Genomic DNA, 20,493 nt, shown 5'->3' with positions numbered 1-20,493 from the left:
TTTTGAAAATCTTAATTATTTATATTTTTAAATCAAACATTATAAATGTATATTTGTTGTTTATTACTTTAATATAACATGGATAAAAAAACAGAAGATTTTTATATTAGACTTAAATCAGAATTAGAAGAATCAACTACTTGGCCTGCTGTTTATTTATATAAATTTATTGTTCCAACAAATGCTACGAATGTAAATACAGTAGAAAATACGTTTAACAATATGGGGGCTGTAATAAAAACACATTCTTCTAAAACAGGTAAATACACTAGTATTTCTGTAAATGTAACAATGCAAAATCCTGATAAAGTTATCGAGAAATATCAGGAATTATCAACAATAGAAGGAATAATTTCGTTATAATATGTCATATAAAACAGACGATGCTATAGAATATTTAGAGTATAACTCTCAAAGACCACATCTAATTATTCCTGAATATGGAAGATATGTTCAGAAATTAATTGATCAAATTACAGTAATTGAAGACAGAGAAAAGCGCAACAAAGGTGCTCGCTATGTTATTTCAGTTTTAGGAAATTTGAATCCACATTTGAGAGATGTTCCAGATTTTCAGCATAAATTATGGGATCAATTATTTATTATGTCTGATTTTAAATTAGACATCGATTCTCCCTATCCAATTCCTACACGTGATGTAATTGCTTTAAAACCAGAGCGATTAAATTATCCACAGAATTTTCCAAAATATCGTTTTTACGGAAACAATATCAAATACATGATTGATGTAGCGTGTAAATGGGAAGATGGAGAATTGAAAAATGCTTTAATTATTGTGATTGCTAATCACATGAAAAAGTGTTTTTTAAGTTGGAATAAAGATACCGTTACGGATGAAGTTATCTTTCAGCATTTATTAGAATTATCTAACGGAAAATTGAATTTAACAGCTACAACTGAAGAATTATCGACATCTCAAAACTTAATGAAAGTCAATAAAAAACAGTCGAATAAAACACAATTTTTCAATAAGAATTCTAATCAAGGAAATCAAAATTCAAACAGAAATCAGAATTCTAAAAATAACAATAACAATAACAATAATTCTAATCCGAATAATAATAAGGCAAATATGAATAACCCTAATTATAAAGGAAATAGAAATCAAAATCAAAATTCAAAAAATAATAACAGAAATAATAATATCTAAATGGGAACTTTCAAAATTGAAGGCGGAAAGCCATTAAAAGGGAATGTACAACCTCAAGGTGCAAAAAACGAAGCATTACAAGTTTTATGTCCAGTTTTGTTAACTTCAGAAAAAGTAAGAGTAACAAATATTCCGGATATTATTGATGTTAATAAATTAATTACTTTATTAGGTAATTTAGGTGTAAAAATTCAGAAAAACGGACCTGGTGATTATACTTTTCAAGCAGATGAAGTAAATGTAAATTACTTAGAAACAGAAGCTTTCAAAAAAGAGGGCGGAAGTTTACGTGGTTCTATTATGATTGTTGGACCGTTATTAGCGCGTTTTGGTAAAGGATTTATTCCGAAACCAGGTGGTGATAAAATAGGAAGAAGAAGATTAGATACGCACTTTGAAGGATTTATCAATTTAGGTGCGAAATTTAGATATGTAAGAGAAGAACATTTTTATGGTGTAGAATCGGAAGGGAAGTTAAAAGGTGCGTACATGCTTTTAGATGAAGCTTCAGTTACAGGTACTGCAAATATTGTAATGGCTGCTGTTTTAGCGGAAGGAACTACCACAATTTATAACGCAGCTTGTGAACCTTATTTACAACAATTGTGTAAAATGTTGAATTCAATGGGAGCTAAAATTACAGGTATTGGTTCTAACTTATTAACGATTGAAGGAGTCGATTCTTTAGGTGGTTGTGAGCATAGAATTTTACCTGATATGATTGAAATAGGTTCTTGGATTGGTTTAGCGGCTATGACAAAGAGTGAAATTACAATTAAGAATGTTAGTTGGGATAATTTAGGTCAAATTCCGAATGTATTTAGAAAATTAGGAATTACAGTAGAGCAAAAAGGAGATGATATTTATATTCCTGCTCATAAAGACGGTTATGAAATTAAAACCGATATTGATGGTTCAATTTTAACGGTTGCAGATGCGCCTTGGCCAGGATTTACTCCAGATTTATTAAGTATCGTTTTAGTTGTGGCAACGCAAGCAAAAGGAGATGTGTTAATTCACCAAAAAATGTTTGAAAGCCGTTTGTTCTTCGTAGATAAATTAATTGATATGGGAGCAAAAATTATGTTGTGTGATCCGCATAGAGCAGTAGTTATGGGGCATGATTTCCAATCACAATTAAAAGCTACTACAATGAGTTCACCAGATATTAGAGCGGGAATTTCATTATTAATTGCGGCTTTATCTGCAAAAGGAACGAGTACCATTCAGAATATCGAGCAAATTGATAGAGGTTACGAAAGAATTGATGAACGATTAAGAGCATTAGGTGCGAATATCGTAAGAGTATAAAAAGAAAAGCGACAGAAATGTCGCTTTTTTGTTTTTATACCAGACAGGTTTGAAAACCTATTTGGTAAAAAAATCCTCAACTATAGCTATAATTGAGGATTTAGAATATTGATTTTGTAAAATTAATTTACAATTACTTTCTTCGTTAAATTACCGTTTTCAGATTCAATTTGTAAGAAATAAAATCCTTGTGGTAAATTATTTAATTTATAAGTATTTTGATTGAAAATTGGATTTTCAATATTTTTAATTACTTGTCCATTTACATTAACTAAAGTTAATTTTGTAATAGTTTCTACAGTATAAACTTCAACTTCGTTGGTATTAGTTGGGTTAGGGTAGATGCTTACTGCAGAATCAGCCAAGAAAGATTCTGATGATAAAAATACACTTGGCCATCTGTTTTGTGCTGCTGGTCCTCCCCAAATAACTGTTGCTAAATATGGATTATCAATAAAAGGATTTCTGTTACCTTGTGCATATGTATTTGCAGTATTTCCATGATATGTATTTCTATTATCTTCATATTGAGATACTGGATCTTCAGCATTCCATTGCAAAAATAAATCAATCATATTTGAGTCATTAGCAACTGGATTTCCATTTCCAACATTTATTGGTAAACATTGTGTTGGATATCTTAAATACATATACATCATCATTCTGGCAATATCACCTTTCCATTCATCACCAGGATACCATGTAGAAGCTGTTACATCATGAGAATTTCCAGACCCAGCAACAAATTTTTCACTAGCTCTATCATTATTTCTATCTACATCACTTGATCTAAGGTGGTGAGCATCTTCACCAGCATCACTTGCTCCGCCGTCATCTAAAGCAGGAGTACCTAATGATTTTGCGTAAACGTGTTCTCTGTTCCATTCACAAGAAGTTGCACCACCATTGCTAAATTTATCTCTACTTCTATGGTCATTATCATCACTTGGTGAAGAAGGACAAGTATTATTACTAAATCCATATACCAATAATACATTTGATGAGTTTGTAGGATCCAAATCTGTTGCTTGACATGCATTCCAAACTTCTGAATAAGTTAAAAATTTAGTATGTGTTGTAGTGATTTTAGTTTCTAAGGCGCTTTTCAAAGCCATTCCAGTTAATGACCAATTCATACCATTATAGTATGGACTTGCTGGCGCTCCATTTTGTGCAAAGCCAACAAATGTACTCAGTAGTACAATTAAAGAGTAAAATTTTTTCATATTATTTGGGATTAATTTTTTCTTTCTAATAAAGCCATGTAAAATCCGTCAAAACCAGATTCATGAGCTAGAACTTTTTTGTCTACTACAAAGGTAAAGTTTTTTCCTGTTTCTGTAGTTAAAAATTTCTTTACTTGTTCCTGATTCTCAGACGGTAAGACACTGCATGTTGCATACACTAACTTTCCGCCTGGTTTTACAATTTTTGCATAGTTTTCTAAAACCTCAGCCTGAACTTTACGAATGTTATCGATAAATTCCGGTTGTAATTTCCATTTACTATCTGGGTTTCTTTTTAAAACTCCTAAACCACTACAAGGTGCGTCAATTAAAACTCTATCTGCTTTTTCATGTAATTTTTTGATGGTTTTGGTACTTTCAATTACACGTGTTTCGATGTTATGAACACCGTTTCTTTTAGCTCTTTGTTTTAATTGTTTTAATTTACTTTCGTATAAATCCATCGCAATAATTTGTCCTTTGTTTTCTAACAAACTAGCAATATGTAATGATTTTCCACCTGCACCAGCACAAGTATCTACTACGCGCATACCAGGTTTAATATCTAATAATTCTGCGACTAATTGAGAAGAAGCATCTTGAACTTCAAATAATCCATCTTTAAAAGCATTCGTTAAAAATACATTTGCACGTTCTTTTAATACTAATGCTGATGGGTATTCTTTTAAAGTTAACGTTTCAATATTACTTTCTAATAAAATTGATTGCAATTTTTCCTTTGTAGTTTTTAAAGTATTAACTCTTAAAATAACTTTGGCTTGTTCATTTTGAGCAGCAATTTCTTTTGTCCAAATTTCTTCACCTAATTCTTTCACACCAATTTCATCCATCCAATCCGGAATAGATTCTTTGAATTTTCTATCTTTAGATAATTCGTCAAATTTCCCTTTAATTCTTCTAACTGGAGTTCCTTCAAAATATTTCCAATCAGGTAACGTATATCCTTTTAAAGTTGCCCAAACAGCAAACATTCTCCATACATTATCTCTTTCTATTGGGAATTTTTTTACTTCTGCAATTTCTGCATATAAACGTTTCCAACGTACAATATCGTAAATAGTTTCAGCAACAAACTTTCTATCGTTGCTTCCCCATCTTTTGTCTAATTTTAAGGCTCTTGCTACAACTTTATCAGCATATTCTCCTTCATTGAAAATAGCCATTAAACCGTCTATAACTGCAAAACTGATGTTTCTGTGAAATCTCATGGATTTTAAAAATAAAAAATGCCTGCAAAGATAGTAATTTTATGCATGCAAAAAGTGTTTAATGTACCAAATAATTTTTAGTAAATCAATATTGTAAAAAAATAAAAAAAGCCGATAATTTTATCGGCTTTTAATTTGTTATCTTCCTCTACCTGAGTTTCCATGTCCACCTCTAGTTGGTGAACCACCACCTCTTGGCGCTTCCATTCTTGGTGAAGAGCCTCCGCCTCGTGGAGCTTCCATTCTAGGAGATGAACCACCACCTCTTGGAGATTCCATTCTAGGTTGTGATTGGATTCTAGGTGATTCACTTCTTGGTGCATTCGATCTAGGTGATTCTAATCTTGGTTGAGCATTTACTCGTGGATTAGAAGTTCTAGGTTGTGATTCAATTCTTGGTGATTCACTTCTTGGATTATCGATATTTGCATGTCCTCTTGGACTAGATATTTCTTTTGGTGAACTATTTCCTCTAGGATTATAAGTTCTAGGTTGTGATTCTATTTTTGGAGAATCAGTTGAACCGTTTCCTCTTGGGCTATTTACATCTCTAGGAGTATTTATTTCTCTTGGATTATTTGTTCTAGGTTGTCCTTCATTTCTAGGAGAACCAGTATTTACATTTCCTCTTGGATTAGATTCTCCTCTAGGGTTTGATGCAATTGCATTATTTTCTCTAGGTTGAGCATTGTTTCTTGGTCCGCCTTGATTTGTATTTAATTCTCTAGAACCTGGAACTCGCGTTTTTATTTCTCTATGATTATCCATTTCATATCTGTTAGAATAGCCTCTATTTCTGTGAGAGAATGAATAATTTGGATGACTTCTTTCATAACCATTACATCTTCTACCGTAATAAGCATAATAGGCAGTGTGACATCTTCTATACGATACATAGTTGTAGGTGTGTCCGAAATTGATATAAACTGAAATATGATTTCTATATCTAAAAATCGGGAACGGATTCCAGCAATGGTAGTAACTTGGATAATAATTCCAATACCAAGACGAACAATATGGACGATAATAATTTACCCAAAATGTTGTATAAATTACAGGTGTATGAACGTAAATTGGTTCATAGATATAATTATCTCCATACATATAAACATCTCCAACAACTTGAACTTGTACTTTATTGTTGCTGTCTTTTTGTACTTCAACTGTAGCTACATCTTGATATACATCTTTTTCTAATACTGCTTGAATAACAATAATATGAGAATTTCCTTCAACAGATTCAACTACACGTAAATAATCAACTAAATTATCATTATTTAAATCTAAATTAGTTATTTGCGATTTGGGATCATTTAAACGTCTTTCAAAATCTTCTAAGTTTGAAGCATCTCCAAAAATAGATGCAACTGCTTTTAAATCTAAGTTATCACTAATATCAGTGCTATTAGCCGTGACAGTAGTTTTGTCTTGTGCAAATGTGGGTAGGGCAAGTAGTAGTGAGCCAATAACCGTTGCGAATATTCTTGTTCTCATAATATTAGGTATTAAGTTAATATTTTTCTCTTTTAGTATTATTTCCAATTATTGTGCCAAGTTTTTATTTTATGCTTTAAAGTTTTCGATTAAAATTGTAAATTAGCTATAAATACTAACGCTATGAAGAATTTAATTATTGTTTGTTCTTTTTTGTTTTTTAGTTGTAAATCTGATTACAAGGTTATTTCAGTTGCAACAAAAAACATTGATAAGATGAGTATTAGAACCTTAAATATGGATTTGGATAATCTGTGGTTTACAGGTAGTGGAAGTAAGTTTGGAAAAATTTCATTTGAAAACGATAGTTTGGAAATTATTCAAATTGATGATTCTAAAACAGAATATAGAAGCTCTGCAATTACAACAAATAATTTTTTTATATTAAGTATTGAAAATCCGGCCAGACTCATTAAAATCAATAAACAAACGAATATGTTAGAAGTTGTTTATAAAGAAAAAAATGAAAAAGTTTTTTATGATAGTATGATTTTTAAAAACGATGATTTTGGGGTAGCAATTGGAGATCCTACAGAAGATTGTTTGTCGGTTATTATTACTGAAAACAAAGGAGATAATTGGGTTAAAATTCCGTGTGATAATTTGCCAAAAATAGTAGAAGGAGAAGCCGCTTTTGCAGCTAGTAATACCAATGTAAAAGTTATTGGTAAGACCATTTTTGTAGTTTCTGGTGGAAAAAAATCGAGATTATTTAAAAGTATTGATAAAGGTAAAACCTGGCAAGTATATGAAACTCCAATTGTTCAAGGAGAAGCGATGACCGGAGCTTTCACAATGGATTTTTATAATGATAAAATTGGGATTATTGCAGGTGGGAACTATGAAAAACCAACTGAAAATTTTAATAATAAAGCCATGACGTTTGATGGCGGAAAAACATGGAAATTAATGGCTCAAAATGAAGGTTTTGGATATGCTTCATGTGTGCAATTTATGCCAGAAAGTAAAGGGAAAGTATTGTTTTCTTGTGGGGCTACTGGTGTTTTTTATTCTAAAAACGGAGGTAATACATGGAAAAAAATCCTTGAAGATGTAGACTTTTATACGCTACGTTTCAAGGATTCTAATACGTTGTATTTGGCTGGTAAAAATAAAATTACCAAACTTGTTATTGAATAGTTATCTTCTTCTTGGAGGAGGATTTCTTCTGTCTTTTAGTTTTTCTAACAATTTTCTATGAAATTCATGTTCTAATTGCTCTAATTTAAGAACTTTTTCGGCTGTAATTACTGGAATTAATTCGGCGCGCATTTTCTTTTTTAAAGCCATTATTTCAGCTTCTTTCTGTTCGGCTTCTTCAATCTTTTTTAAAGCTTCTTCACCTGTTAAATTTCTGTTTTGAATCTTCAATTTCAATTGTTCTTCTTTTAAAAGCATAATTTTTTCGTCGTATTTATTATAAATCGGCCAAAATTTTTCTGCTTCTTCAGAAGTTAAAGAAAGCTTTTGCGAAATAAATGCAATTTTTAAAGACTTTATTTTTTCTTTTCGAGTATCGTTTTCTTGCCCAAATCCGAATTGAATTGACATCAAAAACAATATAAAATATGTAAGTTTCGTTTTCATAATTTTAGTTTTATTTATTAAATATTTAGTTTAAATATATTAATCTAAATCATTGTAAATAAGTTCATTTTCTAATTCTGATATATCTTCGTTTTCCAAAAGCTGACCAATTTCATAAACACTTAATTCTTCCGAATTTAACTCTAAATAATTCATAGCAGCCAATTCTGTTTTTTTCGTTTCTGATGCATTATAGAACAATGGAGAAATAATGGTGATTAACAATACAGCTGCAATACTAGTAACTTTCAAAATAGTTGCTTTTAATGATATAACTTTCGTTTTTTGCGGAAGAATCGTATCAATTAGTTTGCTTTCGTTATTTGAAAAATAATCATCAGGAATACTAAAGCCAGTGTTTTTGGGTATAATTTCAGAATTATACGTTCCATTCCATTTAGATAAAATAGTGTCGCTTAAATTATCAAAATAGTCATCTGGAGTTTTAAATCCGCTTTTTAATTTGTTATTTTCTAAATCAGTTTTCATTATATATAGGACTCATTTTACCTAAAAAGGTTTAATTCGTTTTTAAATATTCTTCAATTTTTTTTACAGCATGATGATAACTTGCTTTCAATGCACCAACCGATGTATCTAAAATCTCACTCATATTTTCATATTTCATTTCTTCGAAATATTTCATTTTAAATACTAATTGTTGCTTTTCAGGAAGAGTAGCAATGGCTTTTTGTAATTTAATTTGTATCGCATCACCTTCAAAATACACATCACTTTCTAATTTCTGAATGGCTTTTTGCTGAACATCTTCATTTGAAACACCTTGTTTTCTAGCTCTTTGTTCAATAAATGTTAGCGATTCATTAGTAGCAATTCTGTAAATCCAAGAATATAATTTGCTTTCACCTTTAAAATTTGAAATATTCGAAAAGACTTTAATAAAAGTGTTCTGTAACACATCATCGGCATCATCATGATTCAAAACAATGTTTCGAATATGAAAATACAAAGGTTTCTGATAGTGTTGTATCAGCCTTTTAAACGCTTCATTTTGCGTTTTCGGATTGGTTAAAGTCTCTATAAATATTTTCTCTTCTTGCAAAATTACAATGGATTTTAATAGTTAGACTAAATTTAAGTAAAAAGGTTTAATTAAGAACTTATTTTTTTAATTTCGCAAAAAAATTATAGCTATGTTACAAACGGTTATTTTTGATATGGATGGTGTAATTGTGGATACAGAACCTGTACATCATTATGCTTATTATGAACATTTTAAATTATTAGGTATTGAAGTTTCACCTGAAATGTTTGCTACATTTACAGGTAATTCCACAAAAAATGTTTTTCAAAAAATTAAAGACCATTTTGGCGTTGAAGAAGAAGTAGAAGTTTTAGTGAATAAAAAAAGAAGCATTTTTAATGATGCTTTTGATACAAAAGAAGATTTATTTTTATTGGAAGGTGTTGAAGATTTAATTAAAAATTTACATCAAAACGGAATTCAATTAATTTTAGCTTCTTCTGCTTCTAAAGTTACGATAGACAGAGTTTTTAAGCGTTTTAATTTACATCAGTATTTTTCGCATATTGTTTCTGGTGAAGATTTTCCACAATCAAAACCCAATCCAGCTATTTTTAATGAAGCAGTAAGATTGTCTACTTCTCCAAAAGAAAATTGCATCATAATTGAAGACAGTACTAACGGAATTAAAGCAGCTCATGCCGCCGAAGTATTTTGCGTTGGATATAAAAGTGCAAATACTAAAAAACAAGATTATAGCTTAGCAAATATTGTAATTGATAAATTTGAAGAATTAGATTTTTTAAATCTATTAAAATAATTTATCCAACTGCATCTTTATAAACACGTAAACATTTTTCTCGAGCTTCTTTGTGATCTACAATGGGTTCTGGGTATTTTGTAGTACCGAATTCTGGAATCCATTTTTTGATATATTGTAAATCTTTATCAAATTTTTTGATTTGTTCAGTTGGATTGAATATTCTGAAATAAGGTGCTGCATCTACACCTGAACCCGCTGCCCATTGCCAATTTCCAACATTACTTGCCATTTCATAATCTAAAAGTTTTGAAGCAAAATAGGTTTCGCCCCAACGCCAATCGATTAATAGATGTTTGCATAAAAAACTTGCTACAATCATTCTAACACGATTATGCATATGTCCGGTTGCATTTAATTCGCGCATGCCAGCATCTACAAAAGGATAACCGGTTTTTCCTTCACACCATTTTTGAAATAATATTTCATTATTGTCCCATTTTATAGCATCGTATTTTGGTTTAAAACTTTGATTAATTGTATGAGGGAAATGCCATAAAATTTGCATGAAAAATTCGCGCCAAATGAGTTCGTTTAAAAATGTTTTATTTTGAAATTCTGAAGCGTATTTAACTAGTTTTCTGATGCTAATTGTTCCAAATCTTAAATGAATACCAATTAAAGAAGTTCCTTCAATTGCTGGAAAATTTCTAGTGTTTTCGTAATTAGATACTAATTTTTCTGAAATATTAAATTCAGGTAAAGCTATCTTAGTTTTCTCAAATCCGATTTCATTTAAATTCAAAAAAGGGTAGGAGTGATCAGTAAATTTATGCAATAAAGTTTCTGAAGGGTAATTTTGTAGGTGATTTTGAGTTAATGCATTTTTCCATTTATTGGAATAAGGCGTATACACCACATACGGAGAACCGTCATCTTTGGTAATTTCAGATTTCTCAAATATTACTTGGTCTTTAGAAGTTTTAAATTGAACTGCATTTTCTTTAAAAAGTTGATTCAATTCTAAATCCCTTTTTCTAGCATAAGGTTCGTAATCCTGATTTGTATATACTGCTGTTATATTATTTTCAGAAAGCAATTTTCTGTAAACTTCTAGAGGTTTTCCGTGAAATACCGCTAGTTTCTTTCCAATTTGATTTAGTTGAGATTGTATTGTAGCTAATTGATTATGAATAAAAGTAACGCGAGCATCGTTTTTATCTAAATATTGCAAAATATTTGAATCAAAAATAAAAATAGGCAATACTTCTTCGTTTTCATGTAAAGCATGAAATAAAGCGGCATTATCTTCAAAACGTAAATCTCTTCTAATCCAAAATATTGTCATAACTATTTAATTTCTCCAAAAAGTTGATTTAATTTTTCTCTTCTAAATGTAAATATTTTTTGTAATTCTGATTTTACAAAAACAGCATGAGCTAATTTACCTAAAAAACCAAAAGGAAGTTTATAATGAACTATATCTTCCATTTCAATGCCACCTGGAATTTCTTTAATAAAATGCTTATGATGCCAGAAAGTATAAGGTCCAAATCGTTGTTCGTCTACAAAATACTCATCTTGAATTACATGTGTAATTTCTGTAACCCATTTCATTTTAATCCCTAAAAGCGGACTAACAAAATACTCAATTATTTGACCAGCATACATTTTTTTATCGGCGCCACTTAATACTTCAAATTTCATTGAATTCGGTGTAATTTCCTTTAAATTGTTAGGGTCAGATAAAAATTCCCAAGCCTCTTTTTTTGAAATAGGTAACGATTGTTTGGTATGAATTTTGTAAATCATCTTATGTATTATTAACTTTACAAAGATACAATTGTTTAATCTTTTTTCAATAATATTAAACAAAATATATTTTAAAATTTAAAATTTTATTAACTTTACGTTCTTATTTTTAAGTTAACTTAGCAAAAAATTATACATTATGATTAGAGTATTTATATATTGTTTATTATTGATTACAGGAATTTCTTCGGCTCAGATTACAATTCCTCAAGCAAGTCCGGTTTCTAAAGTTGATCAAACAGTTGGTTTAACCCAAATTGGAATCAATTATCATCGACCAAGTGCTAAAGGTAGAGCAGTGTATGGAGAATTAGTTCCTTACGGAAAAAATTGGAGAACAGGTGCCAATGAAAACACAACTATTACTTTTTCTCAAGATGTAACTATTGATTCAAAAGTGTTGCCAAAAGGTACTTATGCTTTATATACTACTCCAAAAGCAGATTCTTGGGATATTATATTTTATAAAGATACCAACAATTGGGGATTGCCAGAAGTTTGGACAGAAGAAAAGGTAGCTTTAAGAACGACTGTAAAACCAGAAAGTTTAAACAGATTAGTGGAAACATTTACTATTTCAATAAACAATGTTACTACAGAATCAGCTAATTTAGAATTGTCTTGGGAAAAAACTTTAGTATCATTAAAAATTGAAGTTCCTACTCAAAAAGTAGTTCTAAAAACGATTGAAGATACAATGAATGGTCCTTCAGCTAATGAATATTTCACATGTTCACAATATTATTACCAATCGAATACCGACTTAAACAAAGCATTAACTTGGATTAATCAAGGAATTGCTATTTCAGGTGATAAGGCACCATTTTGGTACTACAGATTGAAATCGTTAATTCAATACAAATTAGGTGATAAAAAAGGTGCTATTGAAAGTGCTAAAATTTCATTAGAAGGCGCAACAGCTGAAAAAAATGAAGATTATATCAAGCAAAATAAAGACAGTATCGAATTGTGGTCTAAAAAATAATTCGTAACTTTATACTAATAAAAAATAGGGCTGTCTAATTAATAGGAAAACCAATGGTTAGAAGTTCTGAATTTACTTCAGAATGGAGGTTTTCGAGACTCTTTAGACAGCCTGATTTTTGTAAAACATAAAAAAAGAGTTCAATTTTGAACTCTTTTTTTTTATATAGTTTTTAAACTTTCAATAAAAATATCAATTTCTTCTTTTGTGTTATAATGACTAAACGATATTCTTAAAGAAGGTTTCTTTGTGTTTTCTTCCGATAAAAATTCGGCTAATACATGTGAAGGTTTTACACTACCACTCTGACAAGCACTTCCTCTTGATACCGCAATTCCTTTCATGTCTAAATTGAATAATATCATTGCTGTTTTTTCTTCTGAAAAAGGTAATAACACATTTAAAATATTATAAAACGTATTTTCTCCATTAATAACAATTCCTTCAAAATTATTGTGTAATTGTTCAATACAATATCTTTTTAAATCAGTTATATAATCTGTTTCTTCAGTTAAAAATTCATGCGCTAAATCAAAGGCTTTTGCCATTCCGGCAATTTGATGAACGGCTTCAGTTCCTGCTCGTAATCCTTTTTCTTGTTCACCCCCAAATAACATTGGTTGCATGATTCTATTTTTTCTGATAAAGGCAAAACCAATTCCTTTCGGACCGTGAAATTTATGTGCGCTTGCCACTAAAAAATCAATAGGTGTTTTATCTAAATCTATTTTTACTTTTCCAATAGATTGTACGGTATCACAATGAAAAACTGCTTGATACTTCTGGCAAATAGAAGTCACGCGATCTAAATCTAATACTGTTCCAATTTCATTATTCACATGCATTAAAGTTACTAAAGTTGGAATTTCACTATCTAATTTTCTTTCTAAATCGAATAAATCTAATGTTCCATTTGGTAATACTTTTACATACTCAACATCGATTCCAAATTCTTTCTGTAAGTTTAAAACAGTATATAAAGTAGCGTGATGCTCAATTTTACTTGTAATGATTTTTTTTATGTTATGGTTTTTAACCATTTCTCTTAAAATCCAATTGGTAGCTTCTGTAGCATTAGCAGTAAAAATGATTTCTTGTGCCGAACAATTTAAATGTTTTGCGATTGTTTTTCTTGCTGTTTCAACATTTGTTTTTCCGCTTCTTCCAAAACTATGTGTTGAAGATGGATTTCCAAAATCATTTTCTAACGTATTGATAATCGTTTGAATAACTTCAGGGCGTAAAGGTGTAGTTGCGGCGTTATCTAAATATATTTTTTTCATGTATCATTGTGAGGAACGAAGCAATCTTTAATAAATTACTAAGTTATTTTTTTTAATTAATTTTGTTTGATGTAAATCTCCATAGCTCCTAATCCGTATCGACTATATTTTGCTTCTTGAATTACAATATTTTCGTATCTTTTTAATAGATATTCTAATTCCGATTTTAAGACACCATCGCCAACACCATGTATTAAAACCACTCGGTTGTATCGTTTTGAAATAGCAAAATCCATAGCGCGTTTTGCTTCTTCTAATTGAATGTTTAATTTATCGAAGTTAGTTAAATTCTGATTTCTTCCAGTAATTATTTTTTCAAGATGTAAATCAACTTCAAAAACCATTTGTTCTTTTTTGCTGATTTTTGTTAAAACGGAAGTCTTCTTTTTAGGAATTTCTTTTTCAGCTAAAACCCTAGAAACACTAACATCAAAGTTGATTTTAGGAGCATCGGATGAAATAACAATTAGTTCTTTTGGAGAATAGGATAGATGAAAACCATCAACTGTTTCAATAAAAATTTTATCGTTTTTTATTTCCACAATTTTGCCTTCCAAATTGTCGTCTAATACTTGTACAACGTCTCCTATATTCATTTATTCTTTCTAATTTAAATCGGGTTCAAAATTAAATAATTCAAATTTAATTTGGTAATTAAAATACAACTATATACATTTGTCCCATAATGAAGAACAGAATTCAAAATACTTGGTGGTGGATTAACTTACGTCAAACGTCGTGAGCAGATCCTCTATAGTATTAATATAACCATATACTTAAAAGGCTTGTCAATCACGACAAGCCTTTTTTTATTTTCTAAACTCAACAAAATGAACAAATATCAATTACATACAAAATCTAAAAAAATACTAGCCGACACTTTTACGCCAGTTAGTGTTTATTTAAAAATAAGAGATAAATTTCCTAATAGTATATTATTAGAAAGTTCTGATTATCATGCGAATGATAATAGTTTTTCATATATCTGTTTTAATCCAATTGCTCATTTTAGTATTGAAAACAATTGTATTGTCAAACAATATCCCGATAATACTATTGTAAAGACTGAAATCAACAATACTAATGTTGTAAATGAATTATCTCAATTTTCACAACAATTCTTAGTAGAATCGGATACGTTTAAATTTATTCATAACGGACTATTTGGGTATATTTCTTACGATGCTATTCAATATTTCGAGAAAATCAATATTAAAGAAAAGTCAAAAGAAAACGAAATTCCGTTGATTCAATATGCTGTGTATCAAAATGTAATTGCAATAAACCATTTTAATAATGAAGCTTATATTTTCTGTAATTCTTTAAATGATGAAAATAATATTGCTGAAATTGAATTGTTATTACAAAGTAAAAACTTTGCTTCTTATAATTTTAAAAAGGAAAATGAAGTTGTTTCCAATTTAACAGATGATCAATTCAAAGAAAATGTAGCGTTAGCGAAAAAACATTGTATGCGGGGTGATGTGTTTCAATTGGTTTTGTCTAGACGTTTTTCTCAAGAATTTAAAGGTGATGAGTTCAATGTTTATAGAGCGTTACGTAGTATTAATCCGTCTCCCTATTTGTTTTATTTTGATTATGGAAATTATAAAATATTTGGTTCATCACCTGAAGCTCAAATTGTTATAAATGATAATATGGCTGAAATTCATCCAATAGCTGGAACTTTTAAACGTACAGGAAATGACGAAGAAGATGCTTTATTAGCTAAAAAACTTGCAGAAGATGCTAAAGAAAATAGTGAACATGTGATGTTGGTAGATTTAGCTCGAAACGATTTGAGTCGAAATTGTAATGAAGTTCAAGTACAAAAATATAAAGAAGTACAATTTTTTTCTCATGTGATTCATTTGGTTTCAAAAGTGACAGGAAAATTGAAAAATTCTAATAATTTTATGAACTTAGTCGCCAATACGTTTCCTGCTGGAACTTTAACAGGTGCTCCGAAAGTTAAAGCCATGGAATTAATTGAAGAAATCGAACAAACGAACAGAAGTTTTTATGGCGGAGCAATTGGTTTTATGGACTTTAATGGGAATTTCAATCACGCCATTATGATTCGTTCTTTTTTGAGTAAAAACCATAAATTATATTTTCAGGCTGGAGCTGGAATTGTAGAAAGTTCTTCAGAAGAAAATGAAATGCAAGAAGTTTATAATAAGTTAGGAGCTTTACAAAAAGCATTAGATTTAGCAGAAACAATTTAATTTCAAAAGAAAATAATTAATTTAATGTCACACTGAGCTTGTCGAAGTGTCTTTATTTAAAAAACATGAAAATAGCAGTTATAGATAATTACGATAGTTTTACATACAATTTAGTTCACTATTTGGAAGATTTAGGAGCAGAAGTTACTGTTTTTAGAAATGATGAATTTGAATTAAAAGAATTAGAATCATTTGAAAAAATCCTTTTATCTCCCGGTCCAGGAATTCCAGATGAAGCTGGTTTATTAAAAGATGTGATTAAAACCTATGCAAAATCAAAAAGTATTTTTGGTGTTTGTTTAGGATTGCAAGCAATTGGTGAAGTTTTTGGAGGAACTTTAACTAATTTGGATAAAGTCTATCATGGTGTTGCAACAAAAGTTACTAAAACTGAAGATGATTTTATTTTCAATGATTTACCAAATGAAATGGAAGTAGGTCGTTACCATTCTTGGGTTATTTCAAACGAAAATTTTCCTCAAAATTTAATCATCACTTCTACAGATGAAAATGGAGAAATTATGTCGATAAAGCATAGTGTTTACGATGTTCGAGGTGTGCAATATCATCCAGAAAGCGTATTGACTCCACACGGGAAAAAAATTCTAGAAAATTGGCTTAGCCACTAGCAATCAACTACATATTCGCTAATTAAGTTGCTTTATTGATTATAAATCAGTGAAGTACAGCCCAACTTATGTCTAATTTTAAAAATATAATAACATGAAAAATATAATAAACCGATTAATCAATCACGAAATTCTTTCCAAAGAAGAAGCTAAAAATACATTAATTGAAATCTCTAACGGAACTTGTAATTCGCATCAAATTGCAGCTTTTTTAACTGTATACATGATGCGAAACATAACTATTGATGAACTTTCAGGTTTCCGTGAAGCCTTACAAGAACTTTGTGTTCCAGTCGATTTTTCAGCCTATGATACTATCGATTTGTGCGGAACAGGTGGTGATGGTAAGGATACTTTTAATATTTCAACTTTATCATCTTTTATTGTTGCAGGTGCAGGATATAAAGTCGCAAAACATGGTAACTATGGCGTTTCTTCAATTTCTGGTTCTAGTAATGTAATGGAACAAATGGGTGTGAAATTTTCCAATAATCAAGACTTTTTAACTCAATGTTTGGAAGATGCTAATATTGCTATTCTTCATGCGCCTTTATTTCATCCAGCAATGAAAAATGTAGCGCCAGTTCGAAAAGATTTAGGTGTAAAAACTTTTTTCAATATGCTCGGACCAATGGTTAATCCATCTTTTCCTAAATTTCAAATGGTAGGTGTTTTTAGTTTGGAATTGGCCCGTATGTATGCATATTTATATCAAAAAACGAATACAAAATATGCAATTCTTCATGGTTTGGAAGGTTTCGACGAGGTTTCATTAACAGATACTGTCAAAATCATCACAAACGATACCGAAACCATTAATTTTCCTATAGATTTTCAATTTAACAAAATACATTTATCTGAAATAAAAGGAGGAAATACAGTAGAAGATTCTGCTAAAATATTCCATAAAATATTAAAAGGCGAAGGCTCAGAAGCTCAAAATAATGTGGTATTGGTTAATTCTGCACTAGCTATTCAAACGATTTCAGAATTGAGTTATTCCGATTCATTGGAAAAAGCAAAAGAAAGTTTATATGGAAAACAGGCACTTGCAAAATTAAACACACTAATTAAATTAAGTAACTAATGACAATTTTAGATAAAATTATATCAGATAAAAGGAGAGAAGTAGCATTGAAAAAATCAATTGTAACTATTTCTCAATTAGAAAATACAGGTTTATTTAATTCTAGAACCAATTCGTTAAGCAAATTATTGCAAAATTCATCATCCGGAATTATTGCAGAGCATAAAAGAAAGTCGCCTTCAAAGCAAACAATTAATTCTTCATTTGCGGTTGAAGAAGTGGTAAAAGGCTATCAAAATGCTGGAGTTTGTGGGATTTCGGTTTTAACGGATATGAAATATTTCGGTGGAAGTTTAGACGATTTATTATTAGCGCGAGCATCCGTTTCGATTCCATTATTACGAAAAGAATTTATTATAGATGAATACCAATTATTGGAAGCTAAAGCTCATGGAGCAGATGTAATTCTTTTAATAGCTGCGGTATTAAGTCGACAAGAAATTAAACATTTATCAGAATTTGCACAATCATTAGGGTTGGAAGTGTTGTTAGAAGTACATAACGAAGAAGAATTGCAAAAAGCCATAATGCCTAGTTTGAATATGATTGGTGTAAACAATAGAAATTTAAAAACCTTTGATGTCAGTTTAAATTATAGTAAAGAACTAGCCGAATTAATACCAAAAGAATTTATTAAAGTTTCTGAAAGTGGTATTTCAACTGTTTCTGATGTGCAAGAATTGCAACAATTTGGTTATCAAGGATTTTTAATTGGGGAAAACTTTATGAAAACAGATAATCCTGGTTTAGCAGTGAATAATTTTATAAAGCAATTGTCATGAAAAACTCCAATTTAAAACTCAAAATATGTGGTATGAAGTTTTCAGAAAACATTCAGGAAATTGCTCATTTGGAACCCGATTTTTTAGGATTCATTTTCTATGATAATTCCGTTAGAAATTATTTAGAAGATACTATAATTCTTATTCCAAAATCGATTCAAAAAGTGGGTGTTTTTGTGAATGAAAGTCCTGAAGAAATCATTAAAAAGATAAGTAAATTCAATTTGAATTTCATTCAATTACACGGAAACGAATCTAAAAGTTATTGTTTAGATTTAAACAATCAACTATCAGAAAATCAATTAAATATAAAAATAATAAAATCATTTTCAATTGATGATTTATTTGATTTTTCTTTACTGAATGATTTTCAATTTGTTGATTATTTTTTATTTGATACGAAAGGAAAATTATTAGGTGGTAATGGTATAAAATTCAATTGGAAAATTCTAGATAAATATCATCTAAACAAACCCTATTTTTTAAGTGGTGGAATTGGTTTAGAGGATGTTTCTAATATCATAGCATTTTTAGAACAACCAGTATCGCAATATTGTTATGGAATTGATGTGAATAGTCAATTTGAACTTGAAGCAGGATTTAAAAACAAAGAAAAATTACAACAATTTAAAACACAACTATATGAGTCAGTTTAAAGTTTCTGAAAAAGGGTTTTATGGAAAATTTGGAGGCGCATTTATACCAGAAATGTTATATCCAAATGTGGAAGAATTGCGCATTCAATATCTTTCAATTATAGCAGAATCAAGCTTTCAGGAAGAATACCTGAATTTGTTGGAGCAATATGTGGGAAGGCCAACTCCATTATATTTTGCTAAACGATTATCTGAAAAATACAATGCAAAAATCTATTTGAAAAGAGAAGATTTATGTCACACTGGTGCTCATAAAATAAACAATACTATTGGTCAAATTTTATTAGCAAAACGATTAGGAAAAACTAGAATCATCGCTGAAACAGGAGCAGGGCAGCATGGTGTGGCAACTGCAACTGTTTGTGCTTTAATGGGATTAAAATGTATTGTATATATGGGCGAAATTGACATTGAACGACAAGCGCCAAATGTAGCGCGTATGAAAATGTTAGGAGCGGAAGTTCGTCCAGCTATATCAGGTTCAAAAACCTTAAAAGACGCTACAAATGAGGCCATTCGAGATTGGATTAACAACCCAACAGATACATTTTATATTATTGGTTCTGTAGTCGGACCTCATCCTTATCCTGACATGGTTGCTAAATTTCAAAGTATAATTTCAAAAGAGATAAAATCACAATTACATACTCAAGAAGGAACTAAATTTCCAAATTATGTAATTGCTTGTGTGGGTGGAGGAAGTAATGCTGCTGGTGCTTTTTATGAATTTTTAGATGATGAACATGTTGGTTTAATTGCTGTTGAAGCAGCCGGACATGGTGTTGATTCTGGTGAAAGTGCCGCAACTTCTGTTTTAGGAAAAATCGGAATTATACATGGAAGTAAAACGTTATTGATGCAAACAGATGACGGACAAATAACTGAACCATATTCTATTTCTGCGGGATTAGATTATCCTGGAGTTGGGCCATTACATGCTCATTTGAATGATGTTGGACGTGCCGAATTTATTGCAATTACTGATGAGGATGCTATGAAAGCCGGATTGGAAATTTGTAATCTTGAAGGCATTATTCCAGCGATAGAAACGGCTCACGCTTTTGCTGTTTTGGATAAAAAGCAATTCAATCCAACAGATATTGTGGTAATTAATTTATCGGGGCGTGGTGATAAAGATTTGAATACCTATATCAATTACTTTAATTTTTAATTTAACCGCAAGGCACGCAAAGTGAGTCGCAAAGCTCGCTATGACTTTTAAATGATTTTTAATCTTTGCGAACCTTGTGCAAAACATCGCGTCTTTG

Annotated in this window: 22 protein-coding genes; 12 read left to right on the top strand and 10 right to left on the bottom strand. The window is 30.2% G+C overall.

All coding sequences use genetic code 11. From position 1 onward, the window contains the following. The first annotated feature begins 78 nt into the window (after positions 1-78). From BMY86_RS03700 to murA, 3 genes are read left to right on the top strand one after another with little or no spacing between them, the layout of a single operon-like run. Positions 79-363 (top strand): DUF493 family protein, encoded by a 285-nt coding sequence (locus BMY86_RS03700; RefSeq protein ID WP_091465315.1) that lies wholly within the window; start codon positions 79-81, stop codon positions 361-363. 1 nt (position 364) lies between these two features. Beyond that, positions 365-1,171 (top strand): DUF4290 domain-containing protein, encoded by an 807-nt coding sequence (locus BMY86_RS03695; protein WP_091465312.1) that lies wholly within the window; start codon positions 365-367, stop codon positions 1,169-1,171. Next, the gene (gene murA / locus BMY86_RS03690) at positions 1,172-2,482 is read left to right on the top strand and encodes a UDP-N-acetylglucosamine 1-carboxyvinyltransferase (RefSeq protein WP_091465310.1); all 1,311 of its coding nucleotides are present in this window, start codon (positions 1,172-1,174) and stop codon (positions 2,480-2,482) included. Between the two features lie 122 nt (positions 2,483-2,604). On the opposite strand, the gene BMY86_RS03685 is transcribed toward murA, so the two are convergent. The 3 genes from BMY86_RS03685 to BMY86_RS13020 form a co-directional block, all read right to left on the bottom strand. Further along, positions 2,605-3,708 (bottom strand): endonuclease, encoded by a 1,104-nt coding sequence (locus tag BMY86_RS03685; protein ID WP_091465308.1) that lies wholly within the window; start codon positions 3,706-3,708, stop codon positions 2,605-2,607. 11 nt (positions 3,709-3,719) lie between these two features. Next, positions 3,720-4,937, bottom strand: coding sequence for an RsmB/NOP family class I SAM-dependent RNA methyltransferase (locus tag BMY86_RS03680; protein ID WP_091465305.1), 1,218 nt, complete (start codon positions 4,935-4,937; stop codon positions 3,720-3,722). A 138-nt stretch (positions 4,938-5,075) separates the two neighbouring features. Further along, the gene (locus tag BMY86_RS13020) at positions 5,076-6,431 is read right to left on the bottom strand and encodes a hypothetical protein (protein ID WP_177177114.1); all 1,356 of its coding nucleotides are present in this window, start codon (positions 6,429-6,431) and stop codon (positions 5,076-5,078) included. Positions 6,432-6,554: 123 nt separating this feature from the next. Between BMY86_RS13020 and BMY86_RS03670 the strand changes: the two genes are divergently transcribed. Further along, on the top strand, positions 6,555-7,571 hold the full coding sequence (locus BMY86_RS03670) for a WD40/YVTN/BNR-like repeat-containing protein (RefSeq protein WP_091465302.1): 1,017 nt from the start codon (positions 6,555-6,557) through the stop codon (positions 7,569-7,571). On the opposite strand, the gene BMY86_RS03665 is transcribed toward BMY86_RS03670, so the two are convergent. Genes BMY86_RS03665 through BMY86_RS03655 form a run of 3 tightly spaced genes read right to left on the bottom strand, consistent with a single transcriptional unit; the run spans position 7,572 to position 9,081 of the window. Next, complete coding sequence (locus BMY86_RS03665) at positions 7,572-8,018, bottom strand: sensor of ECF-type sigma factor (protein ID WP_143065583.1); 447 nt, start codon at positions 8,016-8,018, stop codon at positions 7,572-7,574. Positions 8,019-8,057: 39 nt separating this feature from the next. Then, the gene (locus BMY86_RS03660; protein ID WP_091465296.1) at positions 8,058-8,507 is read right to left on the bottom strand and encodes a hypothetical protein; all 450 of its coding nucleotides are present in this window, start codon (positions 8,505-8,507) and stop codon (positions 8,058-8,060) included. Between the two features lie 31 nt (positions 8,508-8,538). Continuing rightward, the gene (locus tag BMY86_RS03655) at positions 8,539-9,081 is read right to left on the bottom strand and encodes an RNA polymerase sigma factor (RefSeq protein WP_091465291.1); all 543 of its coding nucleotides are present in this window, start codon (positions 9,079-9,081) and stop codon (positions 8,539-8,541) included. 91 nt (positions 9,082-9,172) lie between these two features. On the opposite strand from BMY86_RS03655, the gene BMY86_RS03650 reads away from it, so the two are divergent. Further along, positions 9,173-9,823 (top strand): HAD family hydrolase, encoded by a 651-nt coding sequence (locus tag BMY86_RS03650; protein ID WP_091465289.1) that lies wholly within the window; start codon positions 9,173-9,175, stop codon positions 9,821-9,823. A gap of 1 nt (position 9,824) precedes the next feature. Here BMY86_RS03650 and BMY86_RS03645 read toward each other — a convergent pair whose 3' ends face one another. After that, a complete protein-coding gene (locus BMY86_RS03645; protein ID WP_091465287.1) occupies positions 9,825-11,111 on the bottom strand; it encodes a cryptochrome/photolyase family protein in 1,287 nt (428 codons plus the stop codon). 2 nt (positions 11,112-11,113) lie between these two features. Continuing rightward, positions 11,114-11,575: an SRPBCC family protein gene (locus BMY86_RS03640; RefSeq protein WP_091465284.1), complete on the bottom strand. Its 462-nt coding sequence runs from the start codon at positions 11,573-11,575 to the stop codon at positions 11,114-11,116. Positions 11,576-11,714: 139 nt separating this feature from the next. On the opposite strand from BMY86_RS03640, the gene BMY86_RS03635 reads away from it, so the two are divergent. Next, a complete protein-coding gene (locus BMY86_RS03635) occupies positions 11,715-12,560 on the top strand; it encodes a DUF2911 domain-containing protein (RefSeq protein WP_091465281.1) in 846 nt (281 codons plus the stop codon). Between the two features lie 161 nt (positions 12,561-12,721). On the opposite strand, the gene BMY86_RS03630 is transcribed toward BMY86_RS03635, so the two are convergent. Together BMY86_RS03630 and BMY86_RS03625 are read right to left on the bottom strand one after the other, a co-directional pair. After that, positions 12,722-13,843 carry a cysteine desulfurase family protein gene (locus BMY86_RS03630; RefSeq protein ID WP_091465277.1) on the bottom strand — a complete coding sequence of 374 codons (1,122 nt, stop codon included), beginning with the start codon at positions 13,841-13,843 and terminating at the stop codon, positions 12,722-12,724. 56 nt (positions 13,844-13,899) lie between these two features. Next, positions 13,900-14,439, bottom strand: a complete 540-nt coding sequence (locus BMY86_RS03625; protein ID WP_091465274.1) for a Smr/MutS family protein — start codon at positions 14,437-14,439, stop codon at positions 13,900-13,902. Between the two features lie 234 nt (positions 14,440-14,673). Here BMY86_RS03625 and BMY86_RS03620 point away from each other — a divergent pair, with 234 nt between their 5' ends. The 6 genes from BMY86_RS03620 (at position 14,674) to trpB (ending at position 20,396) form a co-directional block, all read left to right on the top strand. After that, positions 14,674-16,071 (top strand): anthranilate synthase component I family protein, encoded by a 1,398-nt coding sequence (locus BMY86_RS03620; RefSeq protein ID WP_091465272.1) that lies wholly within the window; start codon positions 14,674-14,676, stop codon positions 16,069-16,071. A 65-nt stretch (positions 16,072-16,136) separates the two neighbouring features. Continuing rightward, complete coding sequence (locus tag BMY86_RS03615) at positions 16,137-16,700, top strand: anthranilate synthase component II (protein ID WP_091465270.1); 564 nt, start codon at positions 16,137-16,139, stop codon at positions 16,698-16,700. Positions 16,701-16,794: 94 nt separating this feature from the next. Next, the gene (trpD, locus tag BMY86_RS03610) at positions 16,795-17,787 is read left to right on the top strand and encodes an anthranilate phosphoribosyltransferase (protein ID WP_091465268.1); all 993 of its coding nucleotides are present in this window, start codon (positions 16,795-16,797) and stop codon (positions 17,785-17,787) included. Then, the gene (gene trpC / locus BMY86_RS03605; protein WP_091465265.1) at positions 17,787-18,569 is read left to right on the top strand and encodes an indole-3-glycerol phosphate synthase TrpC; all 783 of its coding nucleotides are present in this window, start codon (positions 17,787-17,789) and stop codon (positions 18,567-18,569) included. The genes trpD and trpC overlap by 1 nt, the downstream gene beginning before the upstream one ends. Before the next feature lie 32 nt (positions 18,570-18,601). After that, positions 18,602-19,225: a phosphoribosylanthranilate isomerase gene (locus BMY86_RS03600; protein ID WP_245745594.1), complete on the top strand. Its 624-nt coding sequence runs from the start codon at positions 18,602-18,604 to the stop codon at positions 19,223-19,225. Next, entirely contained in the window at positions 19,212-20,396 is a 1,185-nt protein-coding gene (trpB, locus tag BMY86_RS03595; protein WP_091465614.1) for a tryptophan synthase subunit beta, read from the top strand. The genes BMY86_RS03600 and trpB overlap by 14 nt, the downstream gene beginning before the upstream one ends. Positions 20,397-20,493 lie beyond the last annotated feature (97 nt).

This window comes from Flavobacterium urocaniciphilum, from assembly GCF_900110615.1.
GTDB classification, from domain to species: Bacteria; Bacteroidota; Bacteroidia; order Flavobacteriales; family Flavobacteriaceae; genus Flavobacterium; species Flavobacterium urocaniciphilum.
This window is presented reverse-complemented; position numbering and strand designations above follow the sequence as displayed.